At 64.9% G+C, this 14,278-nt stretch carries 11 protein-coding genes; 6 read left to right on the top strand and 5 right to left on the bottom strand.

Annotated elements, in window-relative coordinates; genetic code table 11:
* Positions 1 to 161: 161 nt before the first annotated feature.
* Positions 162 to 1,052: a LysR family transcriptional regulator gene (locus tag ACLEJP_RS04975; protein ID WP_440804742.1), complete on the bottom strand. Its 891-nt coding sequence runs from the start codon at positions 1,050 to 1,052 to the stop codon at positions 162 to 164.
* A gap of 135 nt (positions 1,053 to 1,187) precedes the next feature.
* Between ACLEJP_RS04975 and amaB the strand changes: the two genes are divergently transcribed.
* Complete coding sequence (gene amaB, locus ACLEJP_RS04970; protein WP_289133423.1) at positions 1,188 to 2,678, top strand: L-piperidine-6-carboxylate dehydrogenase; 1,491 nt, start codon at positions 1,188 to 1,190, stop codon at positions 2,676 to 2,678.
* A 167-nt stretch (positions 2,679 to 2,845) separates the two neighbouring features.
* Complete coding sequence (gene amaA / locus ACLEJP_RS04965; protein ID WP_440804741.1) at positions 2,846 to 4,132, top strand: L-pipecolate oxidase; 1,287 nt, start codon at positions 2,846 to 2,848, stop codon at positions 4,130 to 4,132.
* 38 nt (positions 4,133 to 4,170) lie between these two features.
* Here amaA and ACLEJP_RS04960 read toward each other — a convergent pair whose 3' ends face one another.
* Positions 4,171 to 5,598: a mechanosensitive ion channel family protein gene (locus tag ACLEJP_RS04960; RefSeq protein ID WP_289134197.1), complete on the bottom strand. Its 1,428-nt coding sequence runs from the start codon at positions 5,596 to 5,598 to the stop codon at positions 4,171 to 4,173.
* Between the two features lie 301 nt (positions 5,599 to 5,899).
* On the opposite strand from ACLEJP_RS04960, the gene ycaC reads away from it, so the two are divergent.
* The 4 genes from ycaC (at position 5,900) to ACLEJP_RS04940 (ending at position 10,277) form a co-directional block, all read left to right on the top strand.
* Entirely contained in the window at positions 5,900 to 6,529 is a 630-nt protein-coding gene (ycaC, locus tag ACLEJP_RS04955; protein WP_440804740.1) for an isochorismate family cysteine hydrolase YcaC, read from the top strand.
* A gap of 115 nt (positions 6,530 to 6,644) precedes the next feature.
* Positions 6,645 to 7,211: an antibiotic biosynthesis monooxygenase gene (locus ACLEJP_RS04950; protein ID WP_440804739.1), complete on the top strand. Its 567-nt coding sequence runs from the start codon at positions 6,645 to 6,647 to the stop codon at positions 7,209 to 7,211.
* Between the two features lie 38 nt (positions 7,212 to 7,249).
* A complete protein-coding gene (locus tag ACLEJP_RS04945) occupies positions 7,250 to 8,068 on the top strand; it encodes an alpha/beta fold hydrolase (protein WP_440804738.1) in 819 nt (272 codons plus the stop codon).
* A gap of 367 nt (positions 8,069 to 8,435) precedes the next feature.
* Positions 8,436 to 10,277: an amidohydrolase gene (locus ACLEJP_RS04940; protein ID WP_440804955.1), complete on the top strand. Its 1,842-nt coding sequence runs from the start codon at positions 8,436 to 8,438 to the stop codon at positions 10,275 to 10,277.
* Between the two features lie 165 nt (positions 10,278 to 10,442).
* On the opposite strand, the gene ACLEJP_RS04935 is transcribed toward ACLEJP_RS04940, so the two are convergent.
* From ACLEJP_RS04935 to ACLEJP_RS04925, 3 genes are all read right to left on the bottom strand, one after another.
* Positions 10,443 to 12,041 carry an MFS transporter gene (locus tag ACLEJP_RS04935; protein WP_440804737.1) on the bottom strand — a complete coding sequence of 533 codons (1,599 nt, stop codon included), beginning with the start codon at positions 12,039 to 12,041 and terminating at the stop codon, positions 10,443 to 10,445.
* A 1-nt stretch (position 12,042) separates the two neighbouring features.
* Positions 12,043 to 13,305 (bottom strand): OprD family porin, encoded by a 1,263-nt coding sequence (locus ACLEJP_RS04930; RefSeq protein WP_440804736.1) that lies wholly within the window; start codon positions 13,303 to 13,305, stop codon positions 12,043 to 12,045.
* Positions 13,306 to 13,387: 82 nt separating this feature from the next.
* Positions 13,388 to 14,245 carry a LysR family transcriptional regulator gene (locus tag ACLEJP_RS04925; protein ID WP_440804735.1) on the bottom strand — a complete coding sequence of 286 codons (858 nt, stop codon included), beginning with the start codon at positions 14,243 to 14,245 and terminating at the stop codon, positions 13,388 to 13,390.
* Positions 14,246 to 14,278 lie beyond the last annotated feature (33 nt).

The raw sequence follows: 14,278 nt of genomic DNA, 5'->3' as shown, positions 1-14,278 counted from the left end.
ACATGAAAGCGGGGAATGCACTTGGCTTACAAGCGAAAAAAAGTGAGTGTGTCATTCCTTTTTTGATCGACCTTAAGGGCTCTTTCGCGAGCATGCCCGCTCCCACAGAGTTCAGACCTTGCGCGGACCCTGTGGGAGCGGGCGTGCCCGCGAAGAGGCCCTCAAGCCGAGAGCTGCTCGCGAATCCACTCCACCAACGCCCGCACCTTGGGCACCTCCGCTGCATGCTCGGCATACGCCAGGTAATGCGCCCCGGCACTGCGCATTGCATGGTTCCACGGCATTACCAGGCTGCCCTCGGCCAGCTCCTTCGCCGCCAGGTAGCGCGGCACCAGCGCCACCCCGCAGCCGGACTGCGCCGCGCTCAAGGCCATATAGAACGTATCGAAGCGCGGCCCGTGGTAGGCGCTGACGCTTTCCAGGCCCAGCTCCAGAAACCATTCGTGCCACGCCTCTGGCCGCGAGGTGCTCTGTAGCAGCACCAGTTCGGCCAGTTGCCCGGCATCGACCAGTTCGCGGCCGGCCAGCAGCTCCGGTGCGCACACCGGCACCACCTCTTCACCGAACAATTCCATGCAGGTGGCCCCCGGCCAGGTGCCCTGACCATAGAAGAACACCACGTCCGCCGAACCCTGCAGCAAGGCGAACGGCTCCATCTCGTTGCGGATGTCGAGGTGGATATTGCCGTGGCGTTTGCCAAAACCCTTGAGGTGCGGAATCAGCCAGCGCACGCCGAAACTCGGCTGGGTGGCTACCTTCAATATCTCGGTCTGCTCGCCGTAGGTGAGCACGTAGCGGCTGGACATGTCGACCTGGGTGAGGATCTTGTTGACCTCGGCCAGGTACAGGCTACCGGCTGGGGTCAGCTGCAGGCGGCGGCGGATACGCAGGAACAGGTGGTGGCGCAGCATGTCTTCCAGCTGCGCCACCTGCTTGCTGACCGCGCTCTGGGTCAGGTGCAGTTCTTCGGCGGCACGGGTAAAGCTCAAATGGCGGGCTGCAGCTTCAAAGCACTGCAGGGCGGTCATGGACGGCACCAGGCGTTTGGACATAGCGGTCTCTGCGGCTCAAATCATTACCTGGCGGAATGATATGCGGAATAAAGGTCGTTTGTTGTAGCTATGTGATCGGATTAATACTGACCCACATCATTTTTCCACCCCATCACCCGATGTAGGAGAAGCACAATGGTTGCTGGATTGCTCGAGCGCCTTGGCGTTGCCGCCGAGGCTTACACCCAGGGCGACTACCCTGTTCACACGCCGATCGACGGCAGCCAGATCGCCTCGGTGAAACTGCTCGGCAAGGCCGAGACCATCGCCCGCATCGACCAGGCGCAAGGCGCCTTCGAAGCCTGGCGCAGCGTGCCGGCCCCGCGCCGTGGCGAACTGGTGCGGTTGTTCGGTGAGGTGCTGCGTGAGCACAAGGCCGACCTCGGCGAGCTGGTATCGATCGAAGCCGGCAAGATCACCCAGGAAGGCCTGGGCGAAGTGCAGGAAATGATCGACATCTGCGACTTCGCCGTTGGCCTGTCGCGCCAGCTGTACGGCCTGACCATCGCCTCCGAGCGCCCCGGCCACCACATGCGTGAAACCTGGCACCCGCTGGGCGTGGTCGGCGTGATCAGTGCGTTCAACTTCCCGGTCGCGGTCTGGGCCTGGAACACCGCCCTGGCCCTGGTGGCCGGCAACTCGGTGGTGTGGAAGCCGTCGGAGAAGACCCCGCTGACCGCCCTGGCCTGCCAGGCACTGTTCGAGAAAGCCCTGAAAGCCTTCGGCGATGCCCCGGCTGGCCTGGCGCAGCTGGTGATCGGCGGCCGTGAAGCCGGCGAAGCCCTGGTCGACGACCCGCGCGTCCCGCTGGTCAGCGCCACTGGCAGCACGCGCATGGGCCGTGAAGTAGGCCCGCGTGTGGCCGCCCGCTTCGGCCGTAGCATCCTGGAACTGGGCGGCAACAACGCCATGATCCTGGCCCCGAGTGCCGACCTGGACCTGGCCGTACGCGGCATCCTGTTCTCCGCTGTCGGTACCGCCGGCCAGCGTTGCACCACCTTGCGCCGGCTGATCGTGCACCGCTCGATCAAGGACGAAGTGGTGGCCCGCGTCAAGGCCGCCTACGGCAAGGTGCGCATTGGCGACCCACGCAAGGACAACCTGGTGGGCCCGCTGATCGACAAGCAGTCGTTCGATGCCATGCAAGGTGCGCTGGCCAAGGCCCGTGATGAAGGCGGCCAGGTGTTTGGCGGCGAGCGCCAGCTGGCCGACCAGTACCCGAACGCCTACTACGTGTCGCCTGCCATTGCCGAAATGCCGGCGCAGAGCGACGTGGTGCGCCACGAAACCTTCGCCCCGATCCTGTACGTGCTCGCCTATGACGATTTCGAAGAGGCCCTGCGCCTGAACAACGAAGTGCCACAAGGCCTGTCGTCGTGCATCTTCACCACCGACATCCGCGAAGCCGAGCGCTTCCAGAGTGCTTCGGGCAGCGACTGCGGTATCGCCAACGTCAACATCGGCACCAGCGGCGCCGAGATCGGCGGTGCGTTCGGTGGCGAGAAGGAAACCGGCGGTGGCCGTGAATCCGGTTCGGACGCCTGGAAAGGCTACATGCGTCGCCAGACCAACACCGTGAACTACTCGCGCGAGCTGCCGCTGGCGCAGGGTATCGTGTTCGATTGATGGATTGATGCTGCATGGCCGGGGGCATGGCCCCCGGTTCGCGGGCAAGCCCGCTCCCACAGGGTCCCCACAGCGTTCGAAGCCTGGGAGGATTCTGTGGGAGCGGGCGTGCCCGCGAATGGGCTGCAAGGCAGCCCCAACAAGAACAAAATTGCTGGAGCCGGGCCATGTCCGAACTGCGTCAACAATGCTTGTGGGAATTCGTCACTGAACCGAGCGTCGCCGCCCAGGCCCTGGCCGGTGAGCACAAGGCCGATGTCTGCGTGATCGGTGGCGGCATTACCGGCCTGTCAGCGGCCATCCACCTGCTCGAGCAGGGCAAGTCGGTGATCCTGCTGGAGGCCTGGAAGATCGGCCATGGCGGCTCCGGGCGCAACGTCGGCCTGGTCAACGCCGGTACCTGGATTCGCCCTGACGATGTCGAAGCCACCCTCGGCCTGCAGCAGGGCAGCCGCCTGAACAAGGTGCTGGGTGAGGCCCCGGCTGAGGTGTTCGCCATGATCGAGCGCCTTGGCATCGACTGCCAGGCGCAGCACAAAGGCACCTTGCACATGGCGCACAACGCCACCGGCATCGCCGACCTCGAAGCCCGCCACGAACAATGGCACCGCCGGGGGGCCGATGTGGAGCTGCTGACCGGCGCCCAATGCCAGGAATACTGCGGTACCGACAAGATCTCCGCCGCGCTGCTCGATCGCCGCGCCGGCACCATCAACCCCATGGGCTACACCCAGGGCCTGGCTGCCGCGGTAGCGCGCCTGGGCGGCAAGCTGTTCCAGCAGTCGTCGGTCGAAGGCCTGGCGCGTGATGGCGATGCCTGGCGGGTGAAGACCGCACGTGGCGCGGTGCGCGCCGACAAGGTGGTGATTTCCACCGGGGCCTACACCGAAGGCGACTGGAGCAACCTGCAGAAGCAGTTCTTCCGCGGTTACTACTACCAGGTGGCGTCCAAGCCGTTGCACGGCGCTGCCGCCGACAAGGTACTGCCGCATGGCCAGGGTTCCTGGGACACCCGCACCGTGCTCAGCAGCATCCGCCGCGACGACCAGGGCCGCCTGCTACTGGGCAGCCTCGGCCGGGTCGACAACAAGCCGGCCTGGTTCGTACGCAGCTGGGCCGACCGGATCCAGAGCCACTACTACCCCGAGCTGGGCAAGGTCGAATGGGAGATGCACTGGACCGGCTGCATCGACTTCACCCCCGACCACCTGATGCGCCTGTTCGAGCCGGCGCCGGGGCTGGTGGCAGTCACCGGCTACAACGGGCGTGGCAATACCACCGGGACCGTGATCGGCCGAGCGTTTGCCGAGTTCCTGCTGAAGGGCGAGGCGGGCAGCCTGCCGATTCCGTTCTCGCCAATGAAGGGGGTGAGTGCACCTTCGCTGCGCACTGCATTCTACGAGTCCGGGTTCTCGCTGTACCACGCTGGGCAATGCCTGAGGGTCGTGCTGTAAGCGCTAGGTCGCGTTCGTAGCCGCGTGGCGGCCCAGGCCTACTTGTGCAACCAGCTCAGGAAGCCGCCTTTCTTGATCGAAGCCGGCTTCTGCAGCAACAGCGACTCGCGGCTCTGCCGCCTGAAGCGCTGCAACTTGCCCAGCGCTGCCTGCACCTCGCCACGTTGCACCAGGCAGCTTTTGACCTGTTCCTTGTCGATGCGATACAGCACGCAACTGGTCAACGTGCGGAACTCGGCAAACGAGTCGTCCTCGTCGATGATGCCCTCGATTCCCAGCACCTCACCGGGCCCCATGCGCCCGGCCTCCACCAGCCTGTCGCCATCGCGGATCGACGCCGATACGACGCCGCTGCCAATCACCAGCAGGTGCTCGGATTGCTCGCCCACGCCCAGGATCACCTGGTCTGCCAGGTACTCCACTGCTGTCATGCGCTGGCTCAAGGCATCGCGTTCCTCATCGCTCAGCGAACGGAACACCCGCACTTCGTCCAGTACCTCGCGCTGGCGGCTGCGCGGCGGCATGGCCAGGTCAACGTTCCACATCACCCCGCTGGCCTCCAGGTGCCGGTGCGCCAGGTCGAACAGCTGGTTGCGCGCATCACCCTTGGCGCCTGCGTCGGCGACGAAGCCGCTGGCCTCGTACTCCACTGATTCCAGCGTCGATGCCTTCACCGCGACCTTCGGCTTTGGCGTGGCAAGAATGGCGCTGACGCCTTGCAAGGCTTTTTCCAGCGCATCGAACACCCGCTTGGGGCGCACCTTGGCCGGCACCACCACACTGATCGATACGCCATGTACGTCGGCCGGGCGGCTGTGGTTGAGCAGCCGCGCCTTGGCTGCCACCGAATTGGGAATCACCGCCAGGCTGCCGCTGCCGGTGAGCAGGCGGGTAGCCCGCCAGTCGATTTCCAGCACCTTGCCTTCGGTGCCGTCAATCGAGATCGAATCGCCAATCTGGTAGGGCCGCGTGGTGTTCAGGATGATACCGCTGAACACGTCGGCCAGCGTGCTTTGCAGCGCCAGGCCGATGACGATGGCCATCACCCCGGAGGTGGCCAGCAGGCCCTTCACCGGCAATTGCAGCACATAGCCTGCCGCGGCGACCACGGCGGCCAGGAATATCAGCGCCCCCAGCACATCCTGCAGCAACCGCCCGCCGTGGCTGCCACGGGCCACCAGCAACAGGCCGAACACCACCGTCACCGTACGTGCGCCGAACAGCCACCAGCCGATGGCCAGTACCGTGGCCAACAGGTTGCGCGAGACATCGTCGGCCCAGGGGGGCGGTTGCAGCGGGCTCATGCCGGCGGCCACCAGTACCGAGCTGAACAGCAGGAACAGCACCAGCCGCGCGCCGATGCGCCAGGCCCGGTGCTGGAGGGGAATGAGCTGCCAGAGCACGAGGTCGAGCAGGATCAGGGCGATGCCGAGCAACAGCGGGTATGACTGGATGAACGCCAGCATGGAGGTCTCGGGGGTAGGGGAGGGCTGTGGGTAGTAATAGAGCAGGTTGTCGTTGCAGGCAATGGGCGCCTGCAAACCTGCTTGCACAGGGATCGCGCAAATAGCAAAGCCAGTTCAGTACGTGTGGAAGCGGGTTTAGCCGCGAAGAGACCAGCAAATCCAACGCCAATGGATCGTTCCTAAAACAGAACGCTAAAGCCAAAAACCGCTATCTACCGCGCCAAAGGTGATGGTTTTAATCTTCTCCCATCAACGCGCAACACCCAACTTACTGAACTTCAAAACCTTAGGAGCTATGACCATGACCAACTTCAAATACAACCGCCTGAACAAAGACGACGCTGCTGTGCTGCTGGTCGACCACCAGGCTGGCCTGCTGTCGCTGGTACGTGACATCGAGCCGGATGCGTTCAAGAACAACGTGCTGGCCCTGGCCGACCTGGCCAAGTTCTTCAACCTGCCGACCATCCTCACCACCAGCTTCGAGCAAGGCCCCAACGGCCCGCTGGTGCCCGAGCTGAAAGCGCTGTTCCCGGATGCCCCGTACATCGCCCGTCCAGGCCAGATCAACGCCTGGGACAACGAAGATTTCGTCAAGGCCGTGAAGGCCACCGGCAAGAAACAGCTGATCATCGCCGGCGTGGTGACCGAGGTCTGTGTAGCTTTCCCGGCGCTGTCGGCCCTGGAAGAAGAGTTCGACGTATTCGTGGTGACCGATGCTTCCGGCACCTTCAACGAAATGACCCGCGACGCTGCCCACGACCGCATGAGCCAGGCCGGTGCGCAACTGATGACCTGGTTCGGCGTGGCCTGTGAGCTGCACCGCGACTGGCGCAACGACATCGAAGGCCTGGCGGCGCTGTGCTCCAACCACATCCCCGACTACCGCAACCTGATGACCAGCTACAACGCCTTCAACGCCAACAAGTAAGCCACGCTCCCGGGCACCGCCAGTCGGTGCCCGGCCAGTGCAGCACACCCGTCCAATCCTCCGCCCGTCCGCCGTTGCACAGTGGATGCGGGCAAGCTCATCCCAAGGAACGCCGATGAACACCGCATTCCAAGACAACCGCAACGTGGTGACCCTGGTCATCCAGCACAAGGTCCGCGCCGCGTCGCTGGCCGCCTACGAAGCCTGGCTCAAGCGCACGGTCAGCACTGCACGGCGTCAGCCGGGGCACCTGGACGTCAACGTCATTCGCCCCGACGACGGCGGGCTGCACTTCACCACGGTGGTGCGCTTCGCCGACGCCAGCCTGCTGCAGGCCTGGGTCAATTCGGCCGAGCGCCAGGCACTGGTCAACGAAGTGCTGCCGTTGCTCGAAGGCGGTGACCACACCCAGGTGCATGACGACCCGGAGTTCTGGTTCACCCCGCCGAACACCCGTGCCGCGCAACCGCCGCGCTGGAAGCAGGCGCTGCTGACCTACCTGGTGATCTGCCCGATGACCCTGGTCATTCCGCATCTGCTGGCGCCGCTGTTCGCGCACTTTCCGCAGTTGGGCGGCGCGATCATCGGCAACCTGATCACCAACCTGTTCGTCATCCTGCCCGTGGTGTTCTACATCATGCCCTGGGTCACCCGTCGCTGCGCCAACTGGTTGCGCGGCTGAGCAAGCCTTTACCTCGACATTTTCAAGGAGATACCGACATGAGCACGTTCGTTACCCGCGATGGCACTTCGATCTACTTCAAGGACTGGGGCAGTGGCAAGCCCGTGCTGTTCAGCCACGGCTGGCCGCTGGATGCCGACATGTGGGACTCGCAGATGGAGTTCCTGGCCAGCCGCGGTTACCGCGCCATCGCCTTCGACCGCCGTGGCTTCGGCCGCTCGAGCCAGCCGTGGAGTGGCTACGACTACGACACGTTCGCCGACGATATTGCCCAGCTGATCGAGCACCTCGACCTGCGCGAGGTGACCCTGGTGGGCTTCTCGATGGGCGGTGGCGATGTCAGCCGCTACATCGCCCGTCACGGTAGCGAGCGTGTGGCTGGCCTGGTCTTGCTGGGCGCAGTGACGCCGATCTTCGGCAAGCGTGACGACAACCCACAGGGTGTCGACCTGTCGGTGTTCGAAGGCATCCGTGCCGGCCTGCGTGCCGACAGGGCGCAGTTCATCGCCGACTTTGCCACGCCGTTCTATGGCCTGAACCATGGGCAGCAGGTGTCCCAGGGCGTGCAGACGCAAACCTTGAACATCGCGCTGATGGCATCGATCAAGGGCACCCTGGATTGCGTGACGGCGTTTTCCGAGACCGACTTCCGCCCGGACATGGCCAAGGTCGATGTGCCGACCCTGGTGATCCATGGCGACGACGACCAGATCGTGCCGTTCGAGACCACCGGCAAGCAGGCCGCGGAGCTGATTCGTGGGGCTGAACTGAAGGTGTATGCCGGGGCGCCACACGGGTTTGCCGTGACGCATGCACAGCAGCTGAACGAGGACCTGCTGGCGTTCCTGCAGAAGTAATTGCGCCAGGCATTCGCGGGCTCGCCCGCTCCCACAGGTACGGCGCAGGCCTCAGGCCTTGTGACCTACCTGTGGGAAACCGGCTTGCCCGCGAAGAGGCCGGCCCAGGCAGCACAAAGCTTGAACAGGGCTAACCTTCTACAACCCACCGCACATCCATCCAAGCCCTGGCCCTGCACTCACCGGCATGCTCCGCAGTTGCGCCTGCCGGCGCCGCCACCAGACGGAGAAGACCATGTCCCAGGACCGCAACGACAAGACCCGTCGCCAGTTCCTCGCCACCAGCAGCGTGCTCGGCGCCGCCGGTGCGCTCTGGTCGGCATTGCCCTTTACCGGTTCCGCTTACGCATCCACTCAAGGAGGTTCCATGACCGCCGACCTGATTCTGTTCAACGGCAAACTGCACACCGTTGATCGTGAAAAACCCACCGCGACCGCCGTCGCCATCAAGGATGGCCGTTTCATCGCCGTGGGCAACGACGCCGAGGCCATGGCCCACAAGGGTGCCTCCACGCAGATCATCGACCTCAAGCAGCGCACGGTCATTCCGGGCCTGAACGACTCGCACCTGCACCTGATTCGTGGTGGCCTGAACTACAACCTGGAGCTGCGCTGGGAAGGCGTGCCGTCGGTGGCCGATGCCCTGCGCATGCTCAAGGACCAGGCCGCGCGCACGCCCACCCCGCAGTGGGTGCGCGTGGTCGGTGGCTGGAACGAATTCCAGTTCGCCGAAAAACGCATGCCCACCCTGGAAGAAATCAACCAGGCCGCCCCGGACACGCCAGTGTTCCTGTTGCACCTGTATGACCGCGCGTTGCTCAACCGCGCTGCGCTCAAGGCTGTCGGCTACAGCAAGGACACGCCCAACCCGCCGGGTGGCGAGATCCAGCGTGACAAGTTCGGCAACCCGACCGGCATGTTGATTGCCCGCCCCAACGCGATGATTCTCTACGCCACCCTGGCCAAGGGGCCGAAGTTGCCGCTGGAGTACCAGGTCAACTCCACCCGCCAGTTCATGCGCGAACTCAACCGCCTGGGCCTGACCAGCGCCATCGATGCCGGTGGTGGCTACCAGAACTTCCCGGACGACTACCAGGTGATCCAGCAACTGGCCGACAACAACCAGTTGACCGTGCGCATCGCCTACAACCTGTTCACCCAGAAGCCCAAGGAAGAGCTGGACGACTTCCGTAAGTGGACCTCCAGCGTCAAGCTGCACAGCGGCACCGACTTCCTGCGCCACAACGGCGCCGGCGAGATGCTGGTGTTCTCCGCCGCCGACTTCGAGGACTTCCTCGAGCCGCGCCCGGACCTGCCGCAGACCATGGAGCAAGAGCTGGAGCCGGTGGTGCGCCACCTGGTCGAGCAGCGCTGGCCATTCCGCCTGCACGCCACCTACAACGAATCGATCACGCGCATGCTCGACGTGTTCGAGAAGGTCAACCGCGACATTCCGTTCAATGGCCTGCCGTGGTTCTTCGACCACGCCGAGACCATCACTGCGCAGAACATCGAACGCGTGCGTGCGCTGGGCGGTGGTATCGCCATCCAGGACCGCATGGCCTTCCAGGGTGAATACTTCGTCGACCGCTACGGCGCCAAGGCTGCCGAGCAGACCCCGCCGATCAAGCGCATGCTCGACATGGGCGTGCCGGTGGGTGCCGGTACCGACGCCACCCGCGTGTCCAGCTACAACCCATGGACCTCGTTGTACTGGCTGGTCAGCGGCAAGACCGTCGGTGGCATGGAGCTTTACCCTGAAGGCCTCAGCCGCGACACCGCATTGCAGCTGTTTACCCAGGGCAGTGCCTGGTTCTCCAGCGAGCAGGGCAAGAAGGGGCAGATCAAGGTGGGCCAGCTGGCCGACCTGGCGGCATTGTCGCTGGACTTCTTCAGCGTCGATGAAGAAGCGATCAAGGGCATCGAGTCGGTGCTGACCGTGGTCGATGGCAAGGTGGTGTACGCTGCGGCCGAGTTCGACAAGCTCGGCCCGCCACAGGTGCCGGTGCTGCCGGAGTGGTCGCCGGTGACCAAGGTGCCGGGCCACTGGCGCGTGGGTACGCCATCGCTGGCGGCAGCGGCGCACCAGTGCGTCGGGCCTTGCGGGGTGCATGCGCACAGCCATGAGAAGGCGCGGCATTCGAATGTGCCGGTGAATGACTTCCAGGGCTTCTGGGGGGCGTTGGGTTGTTCGTGCTTTGCTTTCTAAGCTGAGCTGATGTGAAGAAGGGGCCAGCATCTGGCCCCTTTTTTGTTCCTTCAGTGCTGGCCTCTTCACGGGCTCGCCCGCTCCCACAGGTACACCACAGCCCTCAGGCTTTGTGCGATCCCTGTGGGAGCGGGCGAGCCCGCGAAGAGGCCGGAAAATCCAACATCAATGGTGAGCCTTGTGCTCACCTCCAGCCAACAGATGCCGGATCTTCACTTCCACCCCATCGGTCTGCAGCATCCGCACCCGCGCCTCGATCTTCAGTTCGCCCCGGGTCACCCGATGGTGATGGCGCAGATGCTCCAGCCACGATTCCTCGAAGAAGAACTCCAGCCACAACGCCGGATCGGCACTGTCGCGCATCAACCCCCACGACAATGCGCCATTGCGCTTGCGCATCGCCTCCAGCTCCCGCGCGGCCCGCTGGAAGGCGGCGGCCTTGGCCGGTGCGATGTGGTACTCGACGGTGACCATCACTGGCCCGTTGTCCTGGTCCAGCTCATCGCTCAGCACTGGCACCGGCCAGTGCAGCGACGGTGTCAGCTCTTCGGCTTCGGTTTCCGGCAGCGTCACCCTGCAGGTCAGCAAGGTGCCGAATGCCAGCCCGCCTGCGGCCAGCAGCAAGCTCAGGGTGATTGATGCATGACTGGCCAACGTGCCCCACAGCAGCCCGCCAGCGGCCATGGCACCGAAGAAGATCAGGATGTACACCGACAACGCCCGCGCCCGCACCCAGGCCGGCACCGAGGTCTGCGCCGCCACTTGCAGGTTGGACAGCACTGCGATCCACGCCGCGCCGCTGAGCAGCATCGCCGGCAATAGCACATAAAAGTTACGCACCAGCGCCAAGGCCAACAGGAACAACGCATACAGCAGGCTGGCCAGCATCACCAGGCGGTCGCGGCTGATGCGTTCGCGCAGGCGTGGCAGCAAGGTGGCGCCAGCCACTGCGCCAATACCGATGGCGGCCAGCAGCAGGCCGAAATCTGCTGCGCTGCCGCGCATCTCGCCACGCACGATCAGCGGCAGCAGCGAAGTACCGGCACTGGCGCAGAAAAAGAACGCCAGCGCGCGCAGCATCACCGCCTGCAACGGTTTGGCACTGCGGGCGAAACGCAACCCGGTACGCATGGCGCCAACGAAGCGCTCGGCTGGCAGCAGTGGCTCCTTCACCTCGCGTTTCCACAGCAACAACACCAGGATCACGCCGGCGAACGAGATGGCATTCAGGGCAAAGGTCAGCCACGGGCCGACCATGCTCACCACTACCCCCGCCAATGCCGGGCCGATGGCACGGGACACGTTGATGCCGACACTGGAAAGCGCCACTGCGTTGGCCAGGTCCTGCTTGCCCACCAGCTCCGGCGTCAGCGCGCTCCACGCCGGCATCATCAGTGCCGTACCGATGCCCAGCGCCAGGGTCAGTACCAGCAGCAAGGTGACGTTCATCAGCCCGAGCAAGGTCAGGGCCGCCAGTACAGCGGCCACGCCGGCCATCCACAGTTGTACCAGCAACAGGTAGCGGCGCTTGTCGACGATATCCGCCGCGGCGCCGGCCGGCAGGGCCAGGAAGAACATCGGCAGCGAGCCGGCCACCTGGATCAGCGCCACGTGCAGCGGGCTGGCCGACAGCGTGGTCATCAGCCAGCCGGCGCCCACCTCGTGCATCCAGGTGCCGATGTTCGAGGCAATGGTGGCAATCCACAGCATGCGGAAGGTGGTGTTGCGCAACGGGCTCCAGGCGCCTGAAGGGGATGTGCTCATGTCAGAAGCTGCCTTTGAGTGGGTATTCGATGATCAGGTAGAGGCGATCGATGTCATCGCCGGCCTGGGCCTGGTTGGCGCGGTGGCTGACATGGGAGAGCGACAGGCTCAAGTCCTTGGCGGCGCCCGACTGCACCACGTATTTCAGGTCGATGTCGCGCTCCCAGTGCTTGCCGCCCTTGCCATACTGGCCTACATAGGCGCCGCGCGCCGGGGCGTGGCTGCCGTCGATACCGCGGCCGCTGACGTAGCGGCCCATCAGGCTCAGGCCGGGCACACCGAGGGTGGCCAAATTGAGGTCATGGCGGATTTGCCAGGAGCGCTCGCCAGGGCCGTTGAAGTCGGCGTACTTGATCGAGTTGGCCAGGTAGATGGAGTCGCCACCGACGAAGTCGAACGGGGTGTCGCCTTCGACCTTCTGATAGCCCAGGCTCAGCGCCTGGGCACCGAAGCTGTACCTGGCCAGCAAGCTGTAGGCGAGGGTGTCGATCGCCCCGGCGCTTGCGTTGCCGGTGTCGCGGGTCTTGTACAGGTTACCGTCCAGGCGCCAGTTGCCCTCGGCAAGGTTCAGGTTGAGATAGGCCTGGCGCCAGGTGTCCTGCAACTGCCCGGCGTACAGCGCAGCGCCGAATGGGCCTGGGGGCGCGAAGGTGGCGCCGGCCAGGCTGATGGCGCGGTTGGCGGTGCTGGCGCCGTAGCCGCTGAAATCATCATGGCTAGCGCTGTTGTCCTGGTTGTTGAAGGCGGTGAAGCGCCCGGCCTGCAGGCGCCAGTCGGGCAGGCTGCGGTTCTCCAGCAACCAGCCGGTGGCGTATTCCGGGTGCAGGCGTTTGTCGGCGGTATCGAACACCGGGGTTTCCACGGTCATCTCGCCGTAGCGCAACTGGGTGTCGCCCAGGCGCAGCTTGAGGGCGGCGCCGGCGCTGGAGTAGGCGGACTCGGCGCGGCCATCACTGTCGCGCGGCAGCAGGCCGGTACCGGCATGGCCGCGACCGCCGTCGAGCTTGAAGCCGAGAAAACCGTGGGCATCGATACCGACGCCGAGGGTGCCCTCGGTGAAGCCGGAACGGATGTCGCCGATGAAACCCTGGGCCCATTCCTGGCGGTAGTTCTGGCCGCTACCGGAGGGCGAGCGGAAGTCGCTGTGCAGGAAGTAGTTGCGGCTGAGCAGCGACCAGCCAGCTTCGTCGGCCTGGCTGAGCAGTGGGCAGAGGGCAAGGGTGGCGAGCAGGGCGCGGCCTGGTCCGGGGTTGGCGCGGATCATGGGGGCTCCAGCGGGGATGATCCGGGACTATGGATGAAAGATAGGCCAGGGGTCTTGTAAGGGTGTGCTTTGGGCAGGTGGGCTAGTCAGCGAACGCCTGCACAATCGCTTCGATCACCGCCCGCACGCGGGCGGTACGCCGCACGTCCTGATGGGTCACCAGCCAGATGTCATAAGGCTTGCCGTGCGCCCACACCTGCTGCAACCCATCCCGCTCGCCCAGTGGCACCGGCAACTCGCCCAGCCCGAGCCCGCTGGCCAGTGCCCGACGCACCATCAACCCTGAGGTGCAGGTCATGGCAATGCGCCCGCGCGCGATCGGCTCACCGGCCAGCATCACCTCCTTGCCGCTGTCCAGATAAGGTTGGTAGACCACCAGCTCATGCCCGGCAAACCTGCTGCCCGGCGCGGGTTCGCCAAAGCGCTGCAGATAATCCCGTGAAGCGAACAGGCCACTCTGCCAGCGTGCCAGCCGGCGCACCACCAGCTCCGGGTTGTCCGGCTTTTGCGTACGCACGGCAATATCCGCTTCGCGCTGGCTGAGGTTGAGCATTTGCGTGGAGGCCTGCAGCTGCACCTCTATTCCGGGATGGTCCATGCGTAGCCGGGCAACCGCGGGGATGATGAAGTCCAGGGCGAAGGAGTCGGTAGTGGTGACCCGGACCACGCCGCCAAGGCGGTCGTCGAGGCCGAGTACCTGCCGCTGCAGGCCGGCGGCGGCAGCTTCCATCTCGACGGCTGCGCGCATCGCCGTTTCGCCAGCGGGGGTCAGCGTATAGCCACTGGCTGCACGCAGGAACAGCGTGGCGTGCAGCGCCTGTTCCAGCGAAGCAAGCCGGCGGCCGACCGTCGCCTGGTCGACACCCAGGCTGCGGGCTGCGCCGCGCAGCGTCCGCTCCCGGCAGAGGGCGAGAAAGACACGGGTGTCGTCCCAGTTCATCAGGTTGTCCTCTGTGATGCAAAAGTGCATGCC

The organism is Pseudomonas sp. SMV7, from assembly GCF_052041995.1.
Taxonomy (GTDB): domain Bacteria; phylum Pseudomonadota; class Gammaproteobacteria; order Pseudomonadales; family Pseudomonadaceae; genus Aquipseudomonas.
Note: the sequence above shows the minus strand (reverse complement) of the source record. Positions and strands in the feature narration are given on the sequence as shown.